The sequence below is a fragment of the Streptomyces sp. IBSBF 3136 genome, from assembly GCF_036815105.1.
Classification (GTDB): Bacteria; Actinomycetota; Actinomycetes; order Streptomycetales; family Streptomycetaceae; genus Streptomyces.
On sequence record NZ_JAJSZC010000049.1, the window covers coordinates 1 to 24877 of the forward strand.

Here is a 24877-nt window from a genome sequence, read left to right on the forward strand (position 1 = left end):
TAGCCGGGGAGCGGGAGGGAGGGGACACGGACGACGGGGCACGGCGCCTCAGGTGCGTCGGCCTCGGTGCCGGGCGCGGTGGCCGGCGCGACGACGAGCGGGAGGTGACCGCGGTCCACGAGGTGCCGGGCGGTCTGGAGCGCGCAGTGGGCGACGCCGTTCACATCGGGGGGAAAGGATTCGGTCACGATGACGACACGCATACGGGTGTTCTCGCCGTGCCGGACGTGGCCGCGTCAACGTCGATCTGTCCGGCCGGGGAACGTCCCATGAGCGTTGGACCGCGCACCCGAGCGGGTCGGGCGGCCGCCATGCCCGCCTGACCCGCGGGTCACCCGGTGTTCACCCGGCGGGCGGTCCCCCGCCCGCGCCGGGTGTCGTCGTCGGTGCCCGGCCGGGTCACACGGCCGGTGCGTCCGGCCCGAAGCGGCTGCGGACGGCTGTCTGCACCTCGGCCTCCTCGGCCGGGTCCGCGGCGAGCCGGCGGAGCCGTTCGACGACCCGGGTGTCGCCGGTCTCGGCGTGCCGGGCGGCCAGCTCCCGGGTGGTCTCCTCGCAGTCCCACAGGCACTCGACGGCGAAGCCGGCGGCGAAGGAGGGGTCGGTGGCGGCGAGGGCGCGGGCGGCGCGGCCGCGGAGGTGGGAGGAGGCCGTCTCCCGGTAGACGTGGCGCAGGACGGGGGCCGCGCAGGCGATGCCGAGGCGTCCGGCGCCGTCGACCAGGGTCCACAGGGTCGGGGCGTCCGGGCCCTCGCCGCGCACGGCCTCGCGCAGGGCGCCGAGGACGAGGTCGCTGTCCTTGGCGGCGCCGCGGCAGGCGAGCACGCGGCCCGCCGCGGCGCCGAGGGCGTCGGGGCGCTGGGCCCAGCGGCGGGCCCGCTCGACGGCGGCGATGCTGCGCATCCGTTCGAAGGCGTCGACCGCGGCTTCCACGACGGGTGAGGACCCGTCGGCGACGGCCGCCTCGATCACGGCGAGGGCGTCGGGATCGTTGCTGTCGCCGAGGTAGCGCAGTGCCGTGCAGCGGGCGCCCTCGGTGCCCGCCCTGGCGGCCTGGAGGATCTCCGGCCGATCCTCGGGGCCTGCCACGGCGACCAGGCAGCGGGCGGCCGGCACATGGAGGGCGGCCCCGCGTTCGACGCCCTGCTGGGCCCACTCGAAGACGGCGCGCACGCTCCACCCGGGGCGTGGCCCGGTGGGCCGCATCTGGCGCTGCCAGCGGTCGAAACTGCCGGCCTCTCGGGCGGCGCGCACCCGTGCGGCGATCGGTTCGCGCGGATCCTCGGCCCACAGTCGCCATGGCCGCGGCTCGAAGGCGTCCCGTACGGCGGCGGCCAGTTCGGCCTCGCCCTCGGGGTCGGTGGCGAAGCGGGCCAGTACGGGGGCGGCGAGGGCGCGCAGGCCCGTGTCGTCGTCCCGGAGGGCCAGCTCGTCCAGGGCCCAGGCCCAGTTGGAGCCCTGGGCGGCATACCTGCGCAGCAGTTCGAGCGCGCCCCGCCTGCCGTAGGAGGCGAGGTGCCCGAGGACGGCCAGGGCCAGCCCGGTACGTGACTCCTCGTCGTCGAGGACGTCCTCGGGGTCGAAGAGGTGCGCCTCGATCGCGTCCAGCTCGCCGTTGAGGTCGAGGTAGAGGCGGGCGTAGTAGAGGGAGCGGTTCTCCACCTGCCAGTCGTGGCGGGGGTCGCGGAGCACACAGTGGTTCAGCGCCGCGAGCGCTTCGGCGCGCGGGGCGGTGAGCGCGTGCAGTGTGCCGTCGCCACGGCCCCGCTGGAGCAGGCCGAGCAGCGTACCGCTGGGCGCTATGACCGGATCGAACATGGGAAACAGCCTCACATCAAGCGTCGACGCAACCGGGAAACACGCATTACCTGGCCGCGTGCCACAACGTCGGAGCGCCCGCCGTCTCTTGCTTGCTGTAGACCATCTCTCTCTGCCTCTCGTCGGTGGCCCATGCGGACCGCATCACGGCCCGCGCGGTGCGGCAACACCTGCCCGGCCATCGCGTCCGTGATTCACGTCGTCATGATGACCCGCGCTGTGAGCTGCCGCGACCGTATTTCCGGCGGCCTTGTACCGCCTCCCCCGTTTTCCGTGTCGTACCTGCTCAGGGCGTTCGCATCAGTGTGTGCCGAACAGTTCCAGAATTTCCGTCTTTCCGAACATGCGGGCCGTGTCGACGGCCGAGGGTGTACCGGCGGCCGGGTCGGCCCCGGCCTCCAGCAGCGCCTTGATGACGTCCGTCTCACCCTTGAAGACGGCGCCCGCGAGCGGGGTCTGGCCCCGGTCGTTGATCCGGTCGGCGTCCCCGCCCCGGGCGAGGAGGGCGCGCACCGCGTCGGCGTGCCCGTGGTAGGCGGCGAGCATCACGAGGGAGTCGCCCCGGTCGTTGGTGAGGTTGGCCGGGACACCCGCGTCGACGTAGGCCACGAGCTCCTCGGACCGGCCCTGCCGGGCCAGGTCGAAGATCTTGGTCGCCAGCTCCACGACCTCGGGGTCGGGGGCTTCACTCATCGGCCGGACCGCCTCTCGTTACAACCGTTCAGGTGAATCGCAAGGGTACTGGCTCGCGCCTCACATGACCCGAAGTGCCCGAGGTAAAGATCACCGCAGACCCGGCCGCGCGCAAGCGCCCTGCTCAACCGGCCCACCGGGGGCTCCACCAGCCGGTGGAAAAGGGCGGAAATTCACCCAGTTGCACCTTTTATAGTATAGATACATGCTGTGATTCTGGAAGAACTCAGGGTGACTGTCCCCCTCGACACCAGGAGGCCCCGAATGATCCTCTCCATCTCAGGCGTCATGCTGCTCGGCGTCGTCGTCTTCCTTTTCTTCCGCAAGGACGGCCTCAAGGGCTCGCACGCATGCACGTCGGCCCTGTTCGGCTTCTACCTGGCCAGCACGGGCATCGCGCCGAGCATCAAGGCCGGCGGCGAGAGTCTGGCGAGCCTCCTCGGTGGCATCAAGTTCTGACGCCCACGTCCCGCCCGTACGCACCAACAGGAGACAGCAGTGGCCCGGCGCCCTCTTCCCCGCATTCTGAGCAAAGACAGCGCGCAGATCGCCCGGACGCAGATCGCCCGGAGCCGGGAACTGGCCCGGACGGCGGCCGACAGCGCCACCGATGTCCTCCACCCGCTGATCACCGTCTCCCGCGGGCTGCGCCGGCTGGCCTCGGCCGGTCGGCGCAGATGGGTCGAGACACCCAAGGACAAGCGCGGGCCGCTGCTGTTCCTGGCGGCTTCCGTGGTCCTGGTCGTGGTGCTGGCGCCGTACGGACCGCTGCTCGCCGCCATCGCCCTGATGGCGGCGGCGGCGTGGCAGGGCCGCGACCGCACCCCGCCGACGCCCGACGGGCCCGAGGAGTCGCAGGCCGAGCGGCTGCGGTCCCTGTACGAGGCGCTGGTGCCCTACTTCTCCACCGACGGGGACCCGGCGCCGCTGTACACCCACGGCGGGGAGTGGGAGAAGGCCTTCGACGCGCACGAGTTCGACGACGGCGGCCGCGTCGGTCACCTCGTGATCCGCTACCCCGCCTACTTCCCGGACGGGGAGCCCGAGGCCCGGACGCGGATCCAGCAACTGCTCGCCGCGAAGGCCGGGCGGGGCCGCGAGTACCACTTCGCGTGGGACGAGGAGGGCAACCGGCTGACGGTGACCGTCCTGGCCCCGCTGCCCACCGACATCGCCGCCCAGCGCTTCGTCACCGCGCCGGGCGAGACGGTCCTCGGCTTCACCGACCCGACCGAGGTCCAGCGCACGCTGCCCCTCTCCTACGGGGAGGAGCAGCGCGACATCCCGCCGGTGGTCTGGCGGACCGGTCTGCGCTCCACCGAGCCGCACCTGCTGGTCATGGGCCACCCCGGCAGCGGCACCTCGACCCTGCTCCGCTCGATCGCCCTGCAGGCGCTCCAGTACGGCGACGTGCTGATCGCCGACGGCGGCGGCACCGGCGAGTACGCCTGCCTGATCGGCCGCGACGGCGTGCTGGCCGTGGAGTGGGCGCCGGCCGGCGCGCTGGCCAGCCTGGAGTGGGCCGCGCAGGAGACCGAGCGGCGGCTCGTCGCCATCAACCGGGCCCGGCAGGCGGGCGACCCACCGCCCGAGGACACCCGGCGCCCGCTGTGGCTCGTCCTGGACCGGCCGACCGTCTTCACCCACCTCACGGCGGCGGAGGGCCGCGACGACCCGCAGACCCTGCTCCAGATGCCGCTGCGGCACGGCCGCGCGGCGAACGTCACCGTGGTCGTGGCCGAGCAGTTCGAGAGCACGGACGCGCTGAGCGACGCGGTACGGCAGCACACGCGCGCGCGGGTGGTTCTCGGGCCCGCGACGCCCGAGCAGCTCCGGACCGTCCTCGGGGCGCCACCGCACACGACCCCGCCGGCGCAGGTGCCGCCGGGGCGCGGGTACGCGCGGCTGGGCTCGGGACCCGTGCACCGCCTCCAGGTGCCGTCGACCCCGGACCCGTACGACGACGCGACCAGCGACGCGGACCGGCAGGCGGTGTCCGCGCTGCTGCCCCCGCGGACGACACCCGCGGACGCCGCACCGGCGGAGCCCGTCGGGACGGTCACGCCCGTAGAAGAGGTCACGCCTGTCGAGGCGCCCCCGCTGGCCGCGGAGGCCATGGCCGCCGAAAGCTCCTGAACCCCGCCGCACCCCGGCGACCCGCGACGCCTCCCCGGCCGAGCGGCCCACGGGCACCGGCCCGCCAACTCCCCGGCCCGCGGTCCCACGAGCCGCCACGCAGCCTGTACGCGGCCGCCGGGCCGCCGCCTTGCCGGCCCACTGGACCGCCGGCCAAGCCTCCGCGTCGACGGGCCGCCGGGCCCCGCGCCCCCGGGCCAAGCCCCCGCCGCTGGGCCGCTGGACCCCCGGGGCCGGGCAAGCCCCGCCGCTGGGCCTCCGGGCCGCTCGCTGCCGGGTTGCCGGTCAGGGCTCCCCGCCGCCAGGCCACCGACGTGCGCGGTGCTCCGCGTCACCCATCGCTGCGTCTTCCCCGGACGGGCACGGCCTCCCAGCCGCTAAGCCACGAACGTGCGCGGGGCCTCCGTGCCTCCCGTCGCGCCTGTCTCCACCAGGTGGGCCGCCGCCGCGAGGCGTGCCGCCGCCTCCTCCGCCACCGCTCCCCCGACGGTGAACGGCAGCCGGACGTAGCCCTCGAAGGCGCCGTCGACGCCGAAGCGTGGGCCCGAGGGGACCCGGACGCCGACCCGCTCCCCCGCCTCGGCCAGCCTCGACCCCGACAGGCCGCCGGCCCGGACCCACAGGGTCAGGCCCCCGTCGGGCACCTCGAACTCCCAGTTCGGGAGCTCACGCCGTACCGCGGCCACCAGGGCGTCGCGGTTCTCGCGGGCCTGGGCGCGGCGCAGGTCGAGGGCCTGTTCCCAGCCGCCGGTGCTGAACAGCCAGTTCACGGCGAGCTGTTCCAGCACGGGGGTGCCGAGGTCGGCGTACGCGCGGGCGGCGACCAGACTGCGGATCACGTCCGGCGCCGCCCGCACCCAGCCGATCCGCATCCCGGCCCAGAACGCCTTGCTCGCGGAGCCGACCGTGATGACGGTCGAGCCCGCCGGGTCGAAGGCGCAGACCGGGCGGGGCATCCCGCCGTCCGCGTACTTCTCGTCGAGCCACAGCTGGCCCATCGTCTCGTCGGCGACGAGGACCGTACCCGCCGAGCGGGCCGCGTCGACCATCCGGCGCCGCTGGTCCTCGTCGGCGAGCGCGCCGGTCGGGTTGTGGAAGTCGGCCACGACGTAGGCGAGCCGGGGCGCGGACTCGCGCAGGACCTGGCGCCAGCGATCCATGTCCCAGCCGGACAGCCCCTCGGCCATGGCGACCGGGACGAGCCGCGCGCCCGCCTCCCGCATGAGCTGGAGGATGTTGGCGTAGGACGGCGACTCGACGGCGATGCGCTCGCCACGGCCCCCGAACAGGTGGCAGATCGCGTCGATGGCGCCCATCGCACCCGTCGTCACCATGATCTGTTCGGGCATCGTGGGCACCCCGCGCGCGGTGTAGCGCTCGGCGATCATCGCTCGCAGCGCGGGCAGCCCGGCCGGATAGTCGCCGTGGGTGTGCGCGTAGGGCGGGAGTTCCTCCAGGGCGCCCTGGACCGCGCGGGTCAGCCACGGCTCGGGGGCCGGGAGCGAGGCGCAGCCCAGGTCGATCACCGAGCCGAGGGCCTCCGGGGGCAGCGGCTCGAGACCGCGCGCGGGCAGCGGGTTGCCCGCCGGGACGGCGGTCCAGCTGCCCGCGCCGCGCCGGGACTCCAGGAAGCCCTCGCCGCGCAGCGCCTCGTAGGCGGCCGCCACCGTGGTGCGGCTGACCGAGAGGCTCAGGGCCAGTTCCCGTTCGGCGGGCAGGCGGGCGGCGACCGGGACGCGTCCTTCGAGCACCAGGAGCCGGATGCCGTCGGCGAGGGCCCGGTAGGCGGGCGGACGGCGGGTGCCGGGGGCGGGGCGGTCCTGCTGGGAGTTGAGCAGCCGCGCGAGCTGTGCGGCCCCTACCGCCGAGGTCCACTGAGCCACTACGATCAGTCCACCTTCCCCGAATTGGCCATGGATGGGGTTCGGTCCCACGCCACAGAGTGTCATGCATCAGGCCACTGCCACCACCCAGGGGGGTATTTCGTGTCCACTCACGGCGGTCTTGGACGACGCCTTACGCAGTTGTACGTGGGGCTCGCGCTGTACGGCGCGAGTTCCGCGCTGCTCGTGGCGTCGGGGCTGGGCCTCGAGCCCTGGAACGTGCTGCACCAGGGGCTGGCCGAGCTGACCGGGCTGACCATCGGCGTGGTGTCGATCGTGGTGGGCGCGGGGGTGCTGCTGCTGTGGATACCGCTGCGCCAGCGACCCGGCCTCGGCACGGTCTCCAACGTCTTCGTCGTCGGCCTGGCCATGGACGGCACCCTCGTCCTGCTGCCGGACGTGCGCGGCCTGGCCGTCCGGGTGCCGCTGATGGTCGCGGGCATCGTGCTGAACGGCGCGGCGACCGGCCTGTACATCGCGGCGAGCTTCGGTCCGGGACCGCGCGACGGCCTGATGACCGGGCTGCACCGGCGCACCGGCCGTTCCCTGCGGCTGATGCGGACGGCGGTCGAGGTGGCGGTGGTGGTCACCGGCTTCGCGCTGGGCGGCACGATCGGTGTCGGCACCCTGCTGTACGCGCTGTCCATCGGGCCGCTGGCACAGCTGTTCCTGCGGGTGTTCGCCGTTCCCGCGGCACCGGACGGCAGCGAGGTCGTTGCCGAGGGGACACCGGGGCGAGCGATACTGCCTTCGTGAGCACCACGACGCGGCGCGTACGCCACCCGTACCTGGACCACCCCGGCCCGATCCCCTTCGCCCACCGCGGCGGGGCCGCCGACGGTCTCGAGAACACCGTGGCGCAGTTCGAGCGCGCGGTGGAGCTGGGCTACCGGTACATGGAGACCGACGTGCACGCGACGGCGGACGGCCGGCTCGTCGCCTTCCACGACGCGACGCTGGACCGGGTCACCGACGGCGCGGGCCGCATCGCCGACCTGCCGTGGCAGGACGTGCGGCAGGCACGGGTGGGCGGACGGGAGCCGGTGCCGCTCTTCGAGGAGCTCCTGGAGACCTTCCCCGGCGCCCGCTGGAACGTGGACGTCAAGGCGGAACCCGCCCTGCGGCCCCTGCTGGACCTGATCGAGCGGGCGGGCGCCTGGGACCGGGTCTGCGTGGGGTCCTTCTCCGAGGCGCGGGTACTGCGGGCGCAGCGGCTGGCCGGGCCCCGCCTGGCGACCTCGTTCGGCACCCGCGGGGTGCTCAGCCTGCGGCTGCGCTCCTGGGGGCTGCCGGCGGCGGTGCGCAGGTCGGCCGTGGCCGCGCAGGTGCCCGAGGCGCAGTCGGGCGTCCCGGTGGTCGACCACCGCTTCGTGCGCGCCGCCCACGCGCTCGGCCTGCAGGTGCACGTGTGGACGATCAACGAACCGGAGCGGATGCACCGGCTCCTCGACCTGGGTGTCGATGGCATCATGACCGATCACATCGACACGTTGCGCAAGGTCATGGAGGACCGCGGCGCCTGGGTCTGAGCGCCCGGGGCGAGCGGCCCGCGCCTTCGCACGGCACTTCGGCGGGGAAGCGAGGGCACGGGTGGGCACCGATACCGTGCGGGCAGGGACGGCCGACGAGGCCGGGGGGCTGCGGCGCGAGCAGCGCGGCTGGTACTTCTACGACTGGGCCTGCTCGGTCTACTCGACGAGCGCGCTGACCGTGTTCCTCGGGCCGTACCTCACCGCGGTCGCCGAGCGGGCGGCGGACGCCGACGGCTATGTGCACCCGCTGGGGGTGCCGGTCCGCGCGGGCTCCTTCTTCGCCTACTCGGTGTCCCTGTCGGTGATCGTGGCGGTCGTGCTGATGCCCTTGGTGGGCGCGGTGGCGGACCGCGGCGGCCGGAAGAAGCCGCTGCTCGCGGCGGCGGCGTACACGGGGGCGGCCGCGACCACGGGCCTGTTCTTCCTCGACGGCGACCGCTATCTGCTCGGCGGCGCGCTCCTCGTGGTGGCCAACGCGGCGCAGTCCGTGGGCATGATGCTCTACAACTCCTACCTGCCGCAGATCGCCGCCCCCGAGGAGCGCGACGCGGTCTCCTCCCGGGGCTGGGCCTTCGGCTACGCGGCGGGCTCCCTGGTCCTCGTGGCCGACCTGGTGCTGTATTCGGCGCACGACTCCTTCGGGCTCTCCGAGACCGGCGCGGTCCGGATCTGCCTGGCCTCGGCCGGGCTGTGGTGGGGCGCCTTCACCCTGGTGCCGCTGCGCCGGCTGCGCGACCGGCACGCGCGCGTGGCGGGGGCCACCGCCCCGGGGCTGCGCCAGTTGGCCGCGACCGTCCGGGACATGCGCCGATATCCGCTGACGCTCGCCTTCCTGCTGGCCTACCTGGTCTACAACGACGGCATCCAGACGGTGATCTCCCAGGCCTCGGTCTACGGCTCCGAGGAACTGGGCCTCGGGCAGTCGACCCTCATCGGCGCGGTGCTGCTGGTGCAGGTGCTGGCGGTGGCGGGTGCGCTGGGGATGGGGCGGCTGGCCCGGACGTACGGGGCCAAACGGACGATCCTCGGCTCGCTGGTGGCCTGGACGGTCACGCTCGGGGCCGGTTACTTCCTGCCCGCCGGGGCGCCGGTGTGGTTCTTCGTGCTCGCCTCCGGCATCGGGCTCGTCCTCGGCGGCAGCCAGGCGCTGTCCCGCTCGTTGTTCTCCCATCTGGTGCCGCCGGGCAAGGAGGCCGAGTACTTCTCGGCGTACGAGCTGAGCGACCGCGGGATGAGCTGGCTCGGCCCCCTGCTGTTCGGCGTGACGTACCAGCTGACCGGCAGCTACCGGTCGGCGATCATTTCGCTGGTGGCGTTCTTCGTGATCGGTTTCGCGCTGCTCGCGCGGGTACCGGTACGGAGGGCGATCGGCGCGGCCGGCAACCCGGTTCCGGACTCGATTTAGCGCTCGGCGCGAAAGGGCGGTAGTGTAACCGTTTGGCCTGCAAGGCGGACCGTTACTGCGCGTCAAAGATGCCGAAACGCTGGGTGACATCTGCTAGCAGATGTGACAAACCGGGCGCCTGTGGGTACAACAAGGGGCGGCTACGACGGCGACGCACGACCCGGAACGGGACTCGGAACGGGAATCTTTACCGCCGACCGGACGTTGACCGGATGACGACGACAGCGACACCTGTCCTGTGGGCGACAAGCCCGGGAGGCACGATTCATGAGTGAGCGAGCTCTTCGCGGTACGCGCCTCGTGGTGACCAGCTACGAGACGGACCGCGGTATCGACCTGGCCCCGCGCCAGGCCGTGGAGTACGCATGCGAGAAGGGGCATCGCTTCGAGATGCCCTTCTCGGTCGAGGCGGAGATCCCGCCGGAGTGGGAGTGCAAGGTCTGTGGTGCCCCAGCACTCCTCGTGGACGGCGACGGCCCTGAGGAGAAGAAGGCCAAGCCCGCGCGTACCCATTGGGACATGCTGATGGAACGGCGCACCCGTGAGGAACTCGAAGAGGTCCTCGAGGAGCGCCTGGCGGTTCTGCGTTCGGGGGCGATGAACATCGCGGTTCACCCGAGGGACAGCCGCAAGAGCGCGTAAGACAAGCGAAAAAACCGCGGGCGCCGTACGTGACTCACGTACGGCGCCCGCGGTTTTCCCGGTTCTCGCCGGTGCCCGGCCGGCTCAGCGGGTCAGCGGCGGCCGCTGCTCCTCCGGCTCCGGGCCGCGGTCCCGGACGACCTCGCCCTGGACCACCTTGCCGTCGGGGCGGTGGATGCGGACCTGCTGGAAGGCGTCGCCCAGGCCACCGGGAGCGGCCCGGCGCAGCCCGCGCTCCAGGGCGCTCTCCGTGAAGCGGCTCACCGCCTTCCGGACCGGCGGCAGCAGCAGGAGCAGACCGGCCGCGTCGGAGATCAGGCCCGGGATCATCAGCAGCAGGCCGCCGAGCATCACCAGACCGTCGCCGCCGCCGCGCTCGGGGGAGCCGCCGTCGCGGAGCGCCTCGCTGAGGTTGCGGAAGGCACGGCGGCCCGCCCGCTTGATGACCACGGAACCGGCGACCACGCCCGCCACCAGGAGCAGGAACACGGTAGGGCCGCCCGCCGCGCCCGCGACCAGGGTCAGCAGCCAGATCTCCAGCACCAGCCACACGGCGAGCCCGAGCGGCAGGTACCGGCGCAGCCGGGAGCGGCGCGGCCGGGCGGTGGGCGGAGCGGTGGCGGGACCAGTCGTCATGCTTCCAGTGTGCCTGGCCCCGCCTCAGCGCGGGATAAGCGGTGGCTCAGCCCCCGCCGCTGGACTCAGCCCTTGGCGCCCTTGCCCTTGAGCTTGTCGACGCGGTCCCCGACCCCCCAGGCGGTGACCCGCCACAGGGCCTCGACCACGATGTTGCGGCTCATCTTGGAGTCGCCCAGCTCGCGCTCCACGAAGGTGATGGGCACCTCGACCACGTGGTAGCCGGCCCTGACCGCACGGCGTGCCAGGTCGACCTGGAAGCAGTAGCCCTGCGAGGCGACCTCGTCCAGGCCCAGACCCTCCAGGGTCTCGCGGCGGAACGCGCGGTAGCCGCCGGTGATGTCGCGCAGCGGCAGGTCGAGCGCAAGGCGGGAGTACAGGCTGCCGCCGCGGGAGATGAACTCGCGGGACTTGGGCCAGTTCACCACCCGGCCGCCGGGCACCCAGCGCGAGCCGAGCACCAGGTCCGCGCCCTTGAGGGCGGTGAGCAGCCGGGGCAGTTCCTCGGGCTGGTGGGAGCCGTCGGCGTCCATCTCGACCATCACGCCGTAGCCGTGCTCCATGCCCCAGCGGAAGCCCGCGAGGTAGGCGGCGCCCAGGCCCTCCTTGCCCCTGCGGTGCAGCACCTGGACGTGGTCGTCCTCGGCGGCCAGCTCGTCGGCGAGCTTGCCCGTGCCGTCCGGGCTGTTGTCGTCGGCCACCAGTACGTGGGCCTCGGGGACGGCCCTGCGCACCCGGCCGACAATGGTCTTGATGTTCTCCGCCTCGTTGTAGGTCGGAATGATCACCAAGGCCGTGCCGAGCGGCCCGAACTGCCTCCCCTGGGCCTTGTCCGCGAGGGTCCCGTCGCCGTCGTTCACTGCTGCCCCTTCATGTCGTACGCAGGCGTCCACCATAGTGGCCCGGGCCTGGGATGACGTGACCCCTCGTTCGTACGGGGGTGTCGATTCCACAAGAGTGGGGTAAGAATGCCGGTTTCGGCACCTGTGGCACGCGACGGATGGGGGCCCGGCGCCCTTCGGGCCGACCTGGGACCGCTGGCTGCGGGTCTACCGAAAGCCGTTGTCTACTGAGCGCCCGGGCCCCACCCGGGTCACACCTTGCCGACCGTTCGAACCGCTCATTCGTCGGCGCCGGCGCTGAGCCTGGCTCCCGGCGACGGTGCCCCGGTGCGGACACCGTCCTGACCCAGCTGCGCTGCGACGAGTTGCCTGAACGCTCCCCGGTCGGGCGTCCGGTGGTGGACTCGGCCGAACCTACCGGCCCCCGGCCGTCGACTGTCAATAGCCGTCCGACCTGCGCCGACGTCCGCCGTCGCGGCCGTGAGCAGGGAGGATGCCCAGGTGGGGCGACGCCGGGGCGGCGGACGATCACCACCCCGCCGCCCCGGGAGATCACTCGCCCGGCCGTACGAACACCGTCCGTCCGCCCACCACGGTGCGCAGGCAGACCGGCAGGTCGCGGCCCGGGGTCAGGTCGGGCAGTCCGGGGGTGCCGGAGCGCGGATCGGTCGACCAGCGGGCCACCCGGTCGTCGGGCGCCTGGACGATCAGCTCGTCGGTCCGCCAGACGGCGTAGTCGGCGGGCGCGCCCGGGACCAGGACACCGGCGTCGTCGCGGCCGACGGCCCGCCAGCCGCCGCGCGTGTGCGCGATGAACGCGGCGCGCACGGAGACCCGGTGCTCCGGGGTGTGGTGGAAGGCGGCGGCGCGGACGGTGCCCCAGGGGTCGAGCGGGGTGACGGGGCTGTCGGATCCGAACGCGAGGGGCACCCCGGCCCGCAGCAGGGCGGCGAAGGGGTTGAGGGAACGGGCCCGCTCGGCCCCGAGGCGCCGGGCGTACATGCCGTCGTCGCCGCCCCACAGGGCGTCGAAGGCGGGCTGCACGGAGGCGATGAGGCCCAGCTCGGCGAAGGCGGCGACGGTCTCGGGGGTGAGCATCTCGGCGTGCTCGACGCGGTGCCGGGCGGCGCGGACGCGACCGAGCCCGACCTTCTCGGCGGCCGCGCGGACCCCTTCCACGACGGCGGTCACGGCGGCGTCGCCGATGGCGTGGAAACCCGCCTGGAGCCCGGTCTCGGTGCAGGCGACGACGTGGGCGGCGATGCCGTCGGCGTCCAGGTAGGCGGTGCCGGTGGCGTCGCTGTCGGCGTAGCGCTGGTGCAGGCAGGCGGTGTGCGAGCCGAGCGAGCCGTCCACGAAGAGGTCGCCGGCGGCGCCCCGCGCGCCCAGTTCGCGGGCCCGGGCGATGCCCTCGTCGCCCTGTTCGGCCCAGTAGCCGACGACCCGCGGCCCCGGCAGTCCGGCGGCGAGCCGCAGCAGGTCCGTGAAGTCGTCCTCGGAGGAGATCCGGGGGCCGCCGCACTCGTGCACGGAGCCGATGCCGAGCGAGGCGGCGTGGGCGAGCGCGGTGCGCTGCGCCTCGGCGCGCTGGGCGGGCGTGACAGCGGCGAGGGCGGCTTCGCGCACCACGTGGTGGGCGTCGGCCGTGAGCGGGGCGTCGGTACGGCCGAGGCCGCCGGGCAGCAGGTCGAGCAGGGCGGTGGTGACGACGGCCGAGTGGACGTCGATGCGGGAGAGGTAGAGCGGGCGGCCGCCGGTGGCGGCGTCCAGCTCCGCGCGCGTCGGCGGACGGCCGCCGGGCCAGCGGGCGGCGTCCCAGCCGTGGCCCAGGAGGACGCGGTCGTCCGGGCGGGCGGCGGCGAACTCGCGGACGAGCGCGAGGGCCGCATCGAGGGAGGGGGCGCCGGACAGGTCGAGTCCGGTCAGGGCGAGGCCCGTGGCGGTGGTGTGCACATGGGCGTCGGTGAAGGCCGGGGTGACCAGGGCGCCGTCGAGGTCGACCACCTCGTCCACGCCGTCGGCGAAGGCGTCGGCGGCGCCCTCGGAGCCGACCCAGGCGACCTGGCCGCGCTCCACGACCATCGCGGTGGCGAAGGGGTCGGCGGGGCTGTGGACCTCGCCGCGGCGCAGGAGGACGGTATTGGGGTCGGCGGACTGCTCACTCATGCCCGACAGTCTCTCGCGTGCGCGGGCGTCACGTGGCATCGGGGCGGCCGCCGGCCCGGACCGCCGGGCGGGCGCGTGGCGGCGTGGCCTCAGACCTTGGGGGGACGCGCCTCGTACGGGGTGGACAGGACGACGGTGGTGCGGGTGGAGACCCCGGCGAGGGTGCGCACGCGGGCGAGCAGCTCCTCCAGTTCGTGCGGGGTGCCGACGCGCACCTTGAGGATGTAGTTCTCGTCGCCCGCGACGCTGTGGCAGGCCTCGATCTCCGGGACGCCGGCGAGCCGGTCGGAGATGTCGTCCGGCGCGCTGGGGTCGAAGGGTTTGACCGAGATGAAGGCGGTGAGCGGCAGCCCGACGGCCTCGGGGTCGACGACCGCGGCGTAGCCGCGGATGACACCACGCTGTTCGAGCCGGCGCACCCGCTGGTGCACGGCCGACGTGGACAGGCCCGTGGCCTTGCCCAGGTCTGTGTAGCTCATCCGCCCGTCCTTGACGAGCAGCTGCACGATCTGACGGTCCAGCTCCTCCATGGCGCCAAAACCTACCGTGCCTCTGATCTTCTCGGATACCTCGGCAGCGCAGGTCACACCGGGTTCGGCACAAAAGCCACCGCACCGGGCACCCACGGGCGGCATGTGACGAACGCCACAGCAGACGGGCGGGCTCCGTGATGGTCTCGTGATTACCGGCCGGACCGGACGGGAAGTGCTTGGTGTGGTCGAGGCCGCAGTGCCTTCACGGCCCAGCCTTAGGGGGAGAATCCCATGCAGAGTGTTAAGCGCCCTGGTCGCGCCGCGTCCAAGCGGCACCAGCCGGCCGTCGAGCCCGAGCCGGAGGGCGTCGAACCCGACGCCTACGACGCGGATCTCGACGCCTACGACACCTTCGAGATGTACCGGGTGATCTGCCCGGACTGCGCCCAGCCGATCGCGCTGCTGGCGGACGAGGAGATCCTGCCGGAGCACGCGCTGTGCGCCTCGCCGTGGAACCCGTTCGGGCTCACGGTCTGCGCGGGCACGGGCCGCACGGCGGACGAGGCCCGCCCCGCCGACGAGTCCGTCACCCCCCAGGAGCAGGACACCGCCCTGCTGCTCACGCTCCCCCAGGGTCTGAACTGGCGGACGCAGCCCTTCTCGCACGTCGGTGGCCCGGGCTCGCGCCCGATGCGCGTGCCGGCGATGCGCGGCCAGGCCGCCGCCTGAGGCCCTCCGGCGGGCCCGCTCAGTACCGGTGACTGCCCTGCACCATGGCGCGCAGACTGTCGTGGTGCAGGATCAGTGTGTCCGGGTCCGCCGGGACGGCGGCCTCGCCGAAGTACACCTGCCGGTAGGCGATGCGCAGCATGACGATCGCGCCCGGGTGGCCCTGGCGCCGGGCAGCCGGGTGCCGAGCCAGCGGGTGAGCCGCCGGGCCAGTTCCTCCGGGTTGCGGGTACTGGTGCGCGGGCGCGGTGCCGTGGTCATCCGTCACCTCCTACGGTGCGACCGAGTCGAAGCCGGTGAAGCCGCTCGGGTCGTGGCGGCCGAACGAGCCGTGCTCGAAGATGCCGTGGCCCGTGCGGCCGTCCATCCGGAAGCGGGCGGAGTGGTCGGTGACGCCGTAGGCGGCGCGCGGGTGCGGCGACGTCATGTCGTACGTACGGCGGTCCACCCAGCCCCGGCCCCGCCAGGAACCGTGCTGCCAGTCGTCCGCCGGCGGGTAGCCCGCGCCGACCGCGAGCGGGGAGGAGGCGAGCACCTCCACGTCGAGCTTCAGCGGCTCGCGCGGATCGCCGAGGTGGAGGACGGCGCGTTCGGGGTGGCGGCTGCCCGGGCGGTAGGTGATCTCCGCCCGGGGCCAGCCCAGTTGCCGGTCGCGGTGGCCGGGGCGGACCAGGGTGGCGTCGTTCAGCGAGCGGTGGCCGTCGGCGTCCTCCTGGATGACGACCATCAGGAAACGGTCCTCGAAGCGGACCGGGCACCAGATCCAGTGGAAGCCCTCGGCCGGGTGCTCCTCGGCCAGCCGGCCGCCGTCCTCGCCCGGCGTCGGCCGTACGCCCCAGCTGCGGTCGCGGGTGCCGGTCCAGTCCCCGGGAGTGACGGTGAACGCGCGGCCGCCGGCCCGTATCGTGCCCTCGACCGTGCCCGCCTGGACGAATCTGCGTCCCTCCAGGGTGAGCCGGTCGCCGCGGCGCTGGAGGTGGTGCGGCTCCCACAGGGCGGGGAAGGCCGCGGTCCAGGTGAGGTCGTACGACAACTCGTCGTCGCAGACCAGCCGCAGCCGCCGCAGCGGTTCCTGGACCTCGATGCGCAGCGGGCCGACGGTGAGCCGCGTCCGGTCCTCGCCGAGCGCGTCACTGACGCGGACCGCGCGCAGGGTGTCGCCGGTGCGCAGGGTGGCGTAGGCGTCGATCACACCGAGGTTGGGGTAGACGCCGAGGCCGAGGATGAGCAGGGGCCGGCCGGTGTGGTCGAAGACGTGGAAGATGCAGCGGTCGTAGGCGTTGCGGTCCCCGGTCGCCACGTGCTTCATGGACAGCGGCACCTGGTGCACGGGGTACTCGTCGAGCGGTACGGGACGGTCGTCGGCCACCTGGACCCCCCTGGGACGGTCAGCTGACGGTACGTCAGTCAACCGTGGGAGGCCAGAGGGGGAACCGGCCGTAGCCGCTGAACTCACGCGCGATTCCGCCGCGTGGTAACCCGGCGGGGCCGCGCCGCGTTCTTCGGGTATGACCCCCATGTACTCGGCAACCGGGCGTCAGCGCCGGATCTTCGTGCCCCGGCCTGCGGAATCGGTTCCGCCGCCCGTGCCGCAGGACCCGCCCATCTACCTCGATCTGATGCGCGTCTGGGCCGACCGGGGGCGCACCCTGCCGGGCCGCCATGACCCGGAGTGGGTCAGGCTGGCGGCCCCGACGGTCCTCAGGGGGCAGTTCAGCGACCCTCCGGTCCTGCCACGTGACGGGCGATGACCATCCGCTGGATCTGGTTCGTACCCTCGACGATCTGCAGCACCTTGGCCTCGCGCATGAAGCGCTCGGCCGGGAAGTCGGCGGTGTAGCCGTAGCCGCCGAGTATCTGCACGGCATCCGTGGTGACCTTCATGGCCGTGTCGGTGCAGTGCAGTTTGGCCATGGCGGCCTGCTTGGCGAACGGCCGGCCGGCGTCCCGCAGCCGGGCGGCCGCGAGGTAGAGGGCCCGGCCCGCCTCGATCTGGGTCGCCATGTCGGCGATCATGAAGCGCAGGCCCTGGAAGTCGGCGATGGGGCGGCCGAACTGCCGGCGCTGGGTGGCGTAGGCGACCGCCTGGTCCAGCGCGGCCTGGGCCACGCCGATGGCGCAGGCGGCGATGCCGAGCCGCCCGGAGTCGAGCGCGGACAGCGCGATGGCGAAGCCCTGGCCCTCCTCACCGATGCGCCGTTCGTCGCCGACCCGGACGCCGTCGAAGTGGACCTGGGCGGTCGGGCTGCCCTTCATGCCCATCTTCTTCTCGGGCGCGGCGCCGCTGACCCCCTCGGCGTCGCCCGGCACCAGGAAGGCGGTGATCCCGCGCGGGCCGTCCTCGCCGGTGCGGGCCATCACGGTGTAGAAGTCGGCGATGCCGCCGTGCGTGATCCAGGCCTTGGTGCCGGTGATCACCCAGGCGTCGCCGTCCCGGACGGCCTTGGTGCGCAGGGAGGCGGCGTCGGAGCCGGAGGACGGTTCGGAGAGGCAGTAGGCGCCGAGCAGGCCGCCGCCGAGCATCGCGGGCAGGTGCTCCACCTGCTGCTGCTTGCTGCCGTACGCGGCGAGTCCGTAGGAGGCGAGCGTGTGCACGCTGACACCGAGGCCGACGGTCAGCCGGGCCGCCGCCAGCTCCTCCAGGACCTGCAGGTACACCTCGTAGGGCTGGTCGCCGCCGCCGTACTCGGAGTCGTACGGCAGGCCCAGCAGCCCCGCATCGGACAGCAGGGTGAAGACCTCGCGCGGGAAACGTCCGGCGTCCTCCTCCTCGGCCGCCTTCGGCGCGATCTCGCGCTGCGCGATCTCACGGACGAGCGCGAGAAGATCTCTCGCCTCTTCCGTGGGCAGTTGACGCTCCACCGGCTGCGGGTCGCGGTCGGACATGGCGTCGCTCTCCTCCCTGTTCGGGCACATCGGCGGATGTGCGCCTTGGGTGGGGGCGGCTCCGCCTGATCGTTCAGTCGGCCGAGGACACCCGCTCCCGGGTCTCGGAAGCTGCTGACCAGCGGCTGTGCCGTGAGTATGCCCGATCAGCGACCTCCCGTCACCAGTTAACGACCGCTTACTTCAGGAATCCAGCCGGAACCCCGCACACCCCCGGATTGGTCCGAACCATTGACGCATTGGTCTAGTCCTCCTACTGTGCATTGCCAACGCTTTACCGCGTTCATGCCAATCGGCGCGCGTTTCCCTCTCCCCCACGAGGAGCCACCCGATGCACCGCACTCCCCACCGCCCCCGCGCCCGTCTCAGGGCGCTGCTCGCCGTCGCGTGTTCCGCCGCCCTCGGCGCCGGACTGCTTGCCGGAGCGGGAACCGCGGCCGCGGCCGCCCCCACCGCGCCGCAGCTCAAGGCGGGCTCGAAGGTCGTCGGCTACTTCACCGAATGGGGCACCTACGACCGCAAGTACTTCGTCAAGAACGTCGAGACCTCGGGCTCGGCGGCCAGGCTGACCCACATCAACTACGCCTTCGGCAACGTGACCGGCGGCAAGTGCGCGATGGGCGACTCCTACGCGGCCACCGACCGCGCCTACACCGCCGCCGAGTCCGTCGACGGCGTCGCCGACACCTGGGACCAGCCGCTGCGCGGCAACTTCAACCAGTTGCTCAAGCTGAAGAAGAGGCACCCGGGCCTGAAGGTGCTGTGGTCCTTCGGCGGCTGGACCTGGTCCGCCGGCTTCGGCGAGGCCGCGAAGAACCCGGCCGCCTTCGCCCGGTCCTGCTACGACCTGGTGAAGAACTCCAAGTGGGCGGGCGTCTTCGACGGCATCGACATCGACTGGGAGTACCCCAACGCCTGCGGCAACACCTGCGACACCAGCGGCCGGGAGGCCTTCAAGAACGTCATGGCCGCGCTGCGGTCCAGGTTCGGCTCCGGCAGCCTGGTCACCGCGGCGATCACCGCCGACGCCACCGGCGGCGGGAAGATCGACGCGGCGGACTACGCCGGCGCCGCCCAGTACGTCGACTGGTACAACCCGATGACCTATGACTACTTCGGCGCCTGGGACGCGGCAGGCCCGACCGCCCCGCACTCGCCGCTGAACTCGTACGCGGGCATACCGAAGGCGAACTACTACACCTCGGCCACCATCGCCAAGCTCAAGGGCCTCGGCGTCCCCGCCTCCAAGCTGCTCCTGGGCATCGGCTTCTACGGCCGCGGCTGGACAGGTGTCACCCAGGCGGCACCCGGCGGCACGGCGACCGGACCCGCGGCGGGCACCTACGAGCAGGGCATCGACGACTACAAGGTGCTCAAGACCAAGTGCCCGGTGACCGGCACCGTGGCGGGCACCGCCTACGCCAAGTGCGGGAAGGACTGGTGGAGTTACGACACACCGGCGACCATCGGCACCAAGATGACGTACAAGAACCAGCAGGGACTCGGCGGCACCTTCCTGTGGGAGCTGAGCGGCGACACCGCGAACGGTGAGCTGATCAAGGCGATCAACTAGCCGGACCGGGGGCGCCGAGCGGGCCGCACAGCGCCCCGGCCCCAGTGGCGGGAGCGGAGGACCACGAGCCTCCGCTCCCTTCCCGCGCGCGGGGCGTCAGTCCGGGCGGCGGGCCGGCGGCGGCGCCGGGTGGGAGGGGTCCAGCTCCTCGACCGCGCGCAGGGCTCCGCCGAGGGTCCTCACCAGCAGCTCGCGCATCGTCTCGCGGGAGAGGGCGGGGCGGTCGATCCAGTCCAGGGTGGCCCCTTCGACACCGCACACCCAGGAGAGCAGACCCATGCGCGCCAGCGGGGCTATCTCGACGCGGCCGTAGGCCCCCTCGGCGATGGTGGCGACGATCGCCTCCCGCACGCCGTCCCGGATGGCGTGCACCTCGGTGTCGAAGCCGACGCCGCCGCTGACGATGGTGCGGTAGGCGGCCTGGTGGTGTTCGGCGAAGCGCAGATAGCCGTCGATCGTGCGGTGCACGCGGTCCACGGCGGGCAGCTCCGCGCCGCTCGCGGCGAAGGTGACCAGGTCGGCGACGGAATCCCGGACGATGGCCAGGTAGTAGCCGCGCTTGGACTGGAAGTAGTAGTAGATCAGCCCCTTCGCGACGTGCGCCTGGCGGGCGATGTCGTCCATGGACAGCGCGTCGTAGGACGTGTCGGCGAACAGCCTCCGCCCGATGGCGATGAGTTCGGCGCGACGGGCCGCGGAGCGTTCGGTGCCGCGCGCCCGGGTGGGGGCACCCCCTGCTCGAGCGGAGTCGAGAGTGGGGGTGAGGGCGGCGGCACTCTGTTGACGCATATTCACTTTCGACCCTGGTCTAGGAGGTCGGCGGGACTTCCGCAGTATGTCAGGTCATGCGCGCCGGGCCCGGGGCCGGGTCAGAGCAGGCCGAGTCGGGTCACGAGCATCGCGACCACGGCCACGAGCACCCAGCCCATGACGTGTTCGAGGATCTCGGGGCCGTCCTGGTCGGGCCCGCCGGTGCGGACGCGGGTGGCGGTGGCCGGGTGTGCGCTCATGAGTGCTCGCAGAGGTCGGACGGACGGATGATGATGTCCCCCCACCCGCTGATGTCCCCCACCCACTGCTCCACCTTGCCACCCGCGCCCGCGTTCGCCGCGGAGACGTTGCTCACACGGGCCGGCCCGGGCCGGTCAGACCACGCCCACCGCCGCGAGCGCCTTGCGCTGGACCGGGGTGGGGTGCGCCGGGAAGTAGAGGTAGCAGACCCCGCCGGTGCCGGAGACGACCTTGCCGGAGGCGTTGTAGCGCTTGGTCCGCAGCCAGATGTTCTCGAACTCCCGCCGCAGGTAGACCCGCCGGACCGCGTCGTCGCTCGGCGAGGCCGGGTCGTTGGCGATCACGTCGCCGTCCGCCGTGAAGCCGATCACCGTCATCAGGTGGCCCGAGGTGCCGTAGCCGGCGCCGGTCAGCTCGGTCTTCAGGAAGGACTGGGACGTTATGGCCGGGATGCCGGCCGCGACGAGGGTCTCCAGGTCGGTGAGCGAGGCGAGCCGGGTGACCACGCCCTGGATGCCGTCGAACGTGGCCGCGTAGGCGGCGTTGAAGGGCCAGTTGCCGCAGCCCTCGTACTGGAAGTCGTAGGTGTACCGGGCCGCGTGGTCCACCTGCGGGTCGGCGTAGGACGGATCCACCCAGGACAGCTGCTGCGGCGTGAGCCGGCCGCCCCAGTACTCGACGATCATCTGCGAGGAGGTCGGGCTGCACCAGGCCTCGCCGCCGTTGTCGTACTCCGGGTACTGGCCCTTGTGGATCTCCTGCGAGTAGCGCGGGACGGCCAGTTCCCGGTTGAGGCCGGGGGCGGAGGCGGGGACCGTGAAGCGCTCGGGGATGTCGGAACCCATGGCGCCGAGCCGCCAGACGGTCGGGGTCAGCGCGGTGCCGGGCCTGCGGTAGAGCGTCAGGCGCAGCCGGTAGGAGGCCAGGCGCAGACCGGTGGCGGCGTCGTCGATGGCGAAGGTGTCGGTCCAGATCGAGCTCTTGCCGTCGCTCTGGTCGTCCACCGAGGTCCGCTTGATGTCCTGGTCCCCGGCCGCCCAGCGGCCCATCACGTACCAGGGGGTGGCGGTGCCGTCCGAGTAGGTGCCCTGGAGCTCCACCTGCAGCCAGGTGCCCTCGGGAGTGTGCGCGTTCCAGGAGGCGATGGCCTCGGTCGCGGGCACCGCGAGCCGGTGGACCGGCGAGGTCCAGGTCGCGTACTCCCAGGTGGCGGTGGTGCCGGTGTGCGGGTCGGTGTAGTCGGTGCGGCCCGCCGCGGTGCCGATCTCGACGCCGGGGCGGCGGCCCGCGACGACCCGGACGCCGAGTGCGGTGCCGCAGCGCCAGTCGTGGTTCGTCGTCCAGGAGTGGTAGTCGACGGGGCGGGCGGGGTCCTGGGCGGGGTCGGCGCCGCCGGCCGCCTGGGCGGTGCCGGCGGTCGCGGGTACGGCCCCCGTGGCGACCGCGGCGGCCACCGCGGCGGTGAGGAGGGTACGGCGGGACGGCTGCTGGGCTCTGCTCATGAGCGCGGTTACCCCCAGGGGTCCGGGTCGGGGCTGGTGCGGTGCGTGGCTGTGGGCCAACTATGGAGGAGACGGCATGCCCCTGCCAGCACTTCGGCGCATGGCGCGCCACCAATATTGGTCTGGTCCACTGGAGGAAAGCGCGAGGTCGGGACAGTACTGGGCCCGGCGCGCGGGGCTCGGTGGCCGCACGCCGGGGCCGGGACCGCGGGCGTCAGATCAGGTCCATCGCCGCTACCTCGTCGGGACGGCCGTAGCTGACCGGGCCCTGGAAGCGGCGGCGGGCGGTGGCGAACCACCACACCGTGGCCACGACGAGGACCACGGCCAGCGCGATCGGCGCGTAGTTGAAGGAGTCGACGGTGATCGGCGAGGCCTGCGGCAGCATGAACAGGACGCTGCTGAGCAGGATCCAGATCACCGCGAGCCAGCCGATCGGCCGGCCCCAGCGGCCCAGGTGCCAGGGGCCGGGCCGGAACCCGTCGCCGAGCCGCAGCCGCAGGAAGATCGGCACCGCGTAGGCGAGGAAGAGTCCCACCACGTTGACGCTGACGATGGCGGTGAAGGCCGTGTGCGACCACCAGCCCGGGACGACGAGGGCCAGCGAGCAGACCACGGCGAGCCAGACCGCCTTCACAGGCGTACGGGTGCGCGGCGAGACCGAGTGCCACCAGCGGGAGCCGGGCATGGCGCCGTCCCGGGAGAAGGCGAAGATCTGCCGGGTGTTGCTCGTGAGGTTGGCGAGACCGCAGAAGAGCATGGCGCCGATCACGATGAGGAGCATCGCCTTGGCGGTGCCGAGGCCGAGGCCGTCGATGAGAATCTGGACGGGCGGCGCGGAGGAGCCGGCCACCCTGGCGTAGTCGCTAATGCTGTAGACCAGTGCCAGCATCAGGATCAGGCCGGTGATCGCCGAATAGCCGATGGCGCGGGTGATCCCCTTCGGTGCGTTGACCGTCGCCTGGACCGTTTCCTCGGACATGTGGAAGCTGCCGTCGAAGCCGGTGAAGGTCCAGCTGGTGACGAGCAGACCGAGCATGCCGCCGTAAAGGCCGCTGGAGAAGCCGGTGTTGTTCTCGAAATGCGTCACGAAGGACGCCGACTGATGGTGGTCGGGCATCACGATGAGTGTGCTCACGATCACCACCAGTCCTATCAGCAGCCACCAGACGGAAACACGGTTCAGCAGGGCGACGAGCTGGACGGTGTAGGTGTTGGCGAGGCCCTGCAGCACGATGATCAGCGCCGTGATCAGCACCGTCTGGTGCACGGTCGGCCGGTACGAGGGCCACTGGAGGGCGATGAACGCCTGGACGAAGGTCGCCGCCGCATATCCCGTCGCGGCGGTGCCGCCGATCTGGCCCACGAAATTCAGCCAACCGGTGAACCAGGACCAGGCACCCTTGTGCCGTTTGGCGAGTTTCCCGGCGGAGAAGTACAGCGCACCGCTCGTCGGATAGGCGGAAGCCACTTCCGCCATGGCCGCGCCGATGAACAGCACCATGACGGACACGCCTATCCAGCCGAACACGAGAACACGGGGCCCGCCCGCGTTCATTCCGTACCCGAAGGACGAGAAGATACCCGAAAGGATATTGATGATGGTGAACGAGATCGCGAAATTGTCGAACGCCTTGAAGCGCCGGGTGAGTTTCCGCGGATAACCCATGGCGTGCAGGGTCGCGTCGTCGTCGAGCGCGACCGGGTCCGCTTCACCACGGGACTTCGCCCGTGGCGCCGATGTCCGATCCGACACAGTTCGGCCTTTCTCTCGGTGGGGGGCTGGGCACGTGCGCGGTCAGGCGGGCCCCGGGACGGGCAGGCCGCAGGTTCGCCGCGCCCTGGAGAGCTGCTCGGCGGGGTCGCCGAAGGCGCTCCAGGGCATGCGCGAGGCGTACGGGCCCATCGCCGCGAACACCGCCCGGGCCTCGAACTCGCACTGGGCCATGACCAGCGCGTGCGCGAGGTAGGCCAGGTCGAGCACCGGGGTGAAGCGGTAACCGGCCGCCGTCGGCAACCAGTTGTGGTAGATCGCCAGGGCGGTGGAGCGCCACTGGGGCTGCTCCCAGACGCGGTCGGCGAGCAGCTGGGTGGGGTTGTAGCTCTCCACCAGGGCCACCAGCGGCAGCAGCCGCAGGACGGAGTCGGCGGCCGCCCGCTGGCTGAGGAACGCGGCCACGTCCCACGCCGCGTTGACCGAGCCGCCGTGCCGGGTGAAGAAGAACGACAGGAAGCGGTGGTGGCCCTCGCGGTGCCAGGGGTCGAGCGCCAGGACGTGCGAGAACAGCCGCCAGGGTCCGGGCGGGGCGGTCAGCAGTCCGTGCGGGGCGGGGTCACGCAGCCGGTGCAGCCGGGCCATGGTCAGTCTGGCGACCCAGGGCGTGGGGTCCTTCGGCGCCACGGCGGCCGCCCGGTCACAGGCGGTCAGGGCGATCCGCTCCAGCGTCTCGGCCCGCTCGTCGCGCTCGTCGGCGGCCCGCATCGCGCGCTGCACCGCGACCCGGGCCCACATCAGCGTGGACTCGGGGCCCGGCTCCTCCGCCAGCCAGCGTTCGACCAGGTCGCTCCCGGCCGCCTCGGAGGCCAGCACCAGCGAGCGGTGGGCCCGCAGCGCGAAGTCGGAACGTGTCTCGGCGAGGGCTTCCTGTGCGTATCGATAACGCCCGGCGCGCACATCGACGCATACGCTCGCCAGGACGCGGTCATCGGCCGCCGGATGCCATACATAGTGCCCCTCGAATAACTCCGCGGCCATGTCCCCCTGTCCGTCCCCGTTCGATGTGTGGCGGTCACCCAGGAGGCACCTTACTCAGCAGCCGAGGCACCGGGAACGCCGAATTTCACATATCGGTCAACGGATTGGGAACGTCAATCCATTCCATTGACCGGCGGTCAGCCAGTAGTTCAAGAAGTGACGTTTCCGGGGGGCGCCGGTCCGGCCCCTATGGGC

Annotated in this window: 22 protein-coding genes and 2 pseudogenes; 8 read left to right on the forward strand and 16 right to left on the reverse strand. The window is 72.6% G+C overall.

Annotated elements, in window-relative coordinates:
- The 3 genes and pseudogenes from V7E45_RS13555 to V7E45_RS13565 form a co-directional block, all read right to left on the reverse strand.
- Positions 1-203 (reverse strand): annotated as a pseudogene (locus tag V7E45_RS13555) (glycosyltransferase family 1 protein); the annotation flags it as partial.
- A gap of 196 nt (positions 204-399) precedes the next feature.
- A complete protein-coding gene (locus tag V7E45_RS13560; protein ID WP_333774381.1) occupies positions 400-1818 on the reverse strand; it encodes a HEAT repeat domain-containing protein in 1419 nt (472 codons plus the stop codon).
- A gap of 300 nt (positions 1819-2118) precedes the next feature.
- On the reverse strand, positions 2119-2511 hold the full coding sequence (locus V7E45_RS13565; protein ID WP_333774382.1) for an ankyrin repeat domain-containing protein: 393 nt from the start codon (positions 2509-2511) through the stop codon (positions 2119-2121).
- Positions 2512-2775: 264 nt separating this feature from the next.
- Here V7E45_RS13565 and V7E45_RS13570 point away from each other — a divergent pair, with 264 nt between their 5' ends.
- Together V7E45_RS13570 and V7E45_RS13575 are read left to right on the forward strand one after the other, a co-directional pair.
- A complete protein-coding gene (locus V7E45_RS13570; protein ID WP_020938770.1) occupies positions 2776-2970 on the forward strand; it encodes a hypothetical protein in 195 nt (64 codons plus the stop codon).
- Between the two features lie 39 nt (positions 2971-3009).
- Positions 3010-4647: a hypothetical protein gene (locus tag V7E45_RS13575; RefSeq protein ID WP_443056030.1), complete on the forward strand. Its 1638-nt coding sequence runs from the start codon at positions 3010-3012 to the stop codon at positions 4645-4647.
- 377 nt (positions 4648-5024) lie between these two features.
- Here V7E45_RS13575 and V7E45_RS13580 read toward each other — a convergent pair whose 3' ends face one another.
- Positions 5025-6530: an SCO1417 family MocR-like transcription factor gene (locus tag V7E45_RS13580; RefSeq protein WP_333774383.1), complete on the reverse strand. Its 1506-nt coding sequence runs from the start codon at positions 6528-6530 to the stop codon at positions 5025-5027.
- A 102-nt stretch (positions 6531-6632) separates the two neighbouring features.
- Here V7E45_RS13580 and yczE point away from each other — a divergent pair, with 102 nt between their 5' ends.
- The 4 genes from yczE to V7E45_RS13600 all read left to right on the forward strand — a co-directional run bounded on the left by yczE (position 6633) and on the right by V7E45_RS13600 (position 10109).
- Complete coding sequence (yczE, locus tag V7E45_RS13585) at positions 6633-7286, forward strand: membrane protein YczE (RefSeq protein ID WP_333774384.1); 654 nt, start codon at positions 6633-6635, stop codon at positions 7284-7286.
- On the forward strand, positions 7283-8059 hold the full coding sequence (locus V7E45_RS13590; RefSeq protein ID WP_333774385.1) for a glycerophosphodiester phosphodiesterase: 777 nt from the start codon (positions 7283-7285) through the stop codon (positions 8057-8059). The genes yczE and V7E45_RS13590 overlap by 4 nt, the downstream gene beginning before the upstream one ends.
- Before the next feature lie 61 nt (positions 8060-8120).
- On the forward strand, positions 8121-9467 hold the full coding sequence (locus V7E45_RS13595) for an MFS transporter (protein WP_333774386.1): 1347 nt from the start codon (positions 8121-8123) through the stop codon (positions 9465-9467).
- Between the two features lie 267 nt (positions 9468-9734).
- Positions 9735-10109: an RNA polymerase-binding protein RbpA gene (locus V7E45_RS13600; RefSeq protein ID WP_009187548.1), complete on the forward strand. Its 375-nt coding sequence runs from the start codon at positions 9735-9737 to the stop codon at positions 10107-10109.
- Between the two features lie 84 nt (positions 10110-10193).
- On the opposite strand, the gene fxsA is transcribed toward V7E45_RS13600, so the two are convergent.
- The 4 genes from fxsA to V7E45_RS13620 form a co-directional block, all read right to left on the reverse strand.
- Positions 10194-10745, reverse strand: a complete 552-nt coding sequence (gene fxsA / locus V7E45_RS13605; RefSeq protein ID WP_333774387.1) for an FxsA family membrane protein — start codon at positions 10743-10745, stop codon at positions 10194-10196.
- Between the two features lie 65 nt (positions 10746-10810).
- Positions 10811-11605, reverse strand: coding sequence for a polyprenol monophosphomannose synthase (locus tag V7E45_RS13610; protein WP_333774388.1), 795 nt, complete (start codon positions 11603-11605; stop codon positions 10811-10813).
- 534 nt (positions 11606-12139) lie between these two features.
- The gene (locus tag V7E45_RS13615; protein WP_333774389.1) at positions 12140-13753 is read right to left on the reverse strand and encodes an amidohydrolase; all 1614 of its coding nucleotides are present in this window, start codon (positions 13751-13753) and stop codon (positions 12140-12142) included.
- Between the two features lie 89 nt (positions 13754-13842).
- On the reverse strand, positions 13843-14283 hold the full coding sequence (locus V7E45_RS13620; protein WP_020938779.1) for an Lrp/AsnC family transcriptional regulator: 441 nt from the start codon (positions 14281-14283) through the stop codon (positions 13843-13845).
- A 234-nt stretch (positions 14284-14517) separates the two neighbouring features.
- Between V7E45_RS13620 and V7E45_RS13625 the strand changes: the two genes are divergently transcribed.
- Positions 14518-14955 carry a hypothetical protein gene (locus tag V7E45_RS13625; RefSeq protein WP_333774390.1) on the forward strand — a complete coding sequence of 146 codons (438 nt, stop codon included), beginning with the start codon at positions 14518-14520 and terminating at the stop codon, positions 14953-14955.
- A gap of 19 nt (positions 14956-14974) precedes the next feature.
- Here the strand turns inward: V7E45_RS13625 and V7E45_RS13630 are convergent.
- The 3 genes and pseudogenes from V7E45_RS13630 to V7E45_RS13640 all read right to left on the reverse strand — a co-directional run.
- A pseudogene (locus V7E45_RS13630) lies at positions 14975-15106 on the reverse strand (phosphotransferase family protein); the annotation flags it as partial.
- 120 nt (positions 15107-15226) lie between these two features.
- Positions 15227-16324, reverse strand: coding sequence for a hypothetical protein (locus tag V7E45_RS13635; protein WP_333774391.1), 1098 nt, complete (start codon positions 16322-16324; stop codon positions 15227-15229).
- Between the two features lie 344 nt (positions 16325-16668).
- Positions 16669-17841 (reverse strand): acyl-CoA dehydrogenase, encoded by a 1173-nt coding sequence (locus V7E45_RS13640; protein WP_333774392.1) that lies wholly within the window; start codon positions 17839-17841, stop codon positions 16669-16671.
- A 331-nt stretch (positions 17842-18172) separates the two neighbouring features.
- Here V7E45_RS13640 and V7E45_RS13645 point away from each other — a divergent pair, with 331 nt between their 5' ends.
- Entirely contained in the window at positions 18173-19414 is a 1242-nt protein-coding gene (locus V7E45_RS13645; protein ID WP_333774393.1) for a glycoside hydrolase family 18 protein, read from the forward strand.
- Between the two features lie 96 nt (positions 19415-19510).
- On the opposite strand, the gene V7E45_RS13650 is transcribed toward V7E45_RS13645, so the two are convergent.
- The 5 genes from V7E45_RS13650 to V7E45_RS13670 form a co-directional block, all read right to left on the reverse strand.
- The gene (locus tag V7E45_RS13650; protein WP_333774394.1) at positions 19511-20203 is read right to left on the reverse strand and encodes a TetR/AcrR family transcriptional regulator; all 693 of its coding nucleotides are present in this window, start codon (positions 20201-20203) and stop codon (positions 19511-19513) included.
- 80 nt (positions 20204-20283) lie between these two features.
- The gene (locus V7E45_RS13655; RefSeq protein ID WP_333774395.1) at positions 20284-20424 is read right to left on the reverse strand and encodes an SCO1431 family membrane protein; all 141 of its coding nucleotides are present in this window, start codon (positions 20422-20424) and stop codon (positions 20284-20286) included.
- Between the two features lie 135 nt (positions 20425-20559).
- Positions 20560-21927: a peptidase C39 family protein gene (locus tag V7E45_RS13660; RefSeq protein WP_333774396.1), complete on the reverse strand. Its 1368-nt coding sequence runs from the start codon at positions 21925-21927 to the stop codon at positions 20560-20562.
- A gap of 214 nt (positions 21928-22141) precedes the next feature.
- Positions 22142-23683 carry an amino acid permease gene (locus V7E45_RS13665; protein WP_333774397.1) on the reverse strand — a complete coding sequence of 514 codons (1542 nt, stop codon included), beginning with the start codon at positions 23681-23683 and terminating at the stop codon, positions 22142-22144.
- Between the two features lie 42 nt (positions 23684-23725).
- Entirely contained in the window at positions 23726-24682 is a 957-nt protein-coding gene (locus V7E45_RS13670; RefSeq protein WP_333774398.1) for a hypothetical protein, read from the reverse strand.
- Positions 24683-24877 lie beyond the last annotated feature (195 nt).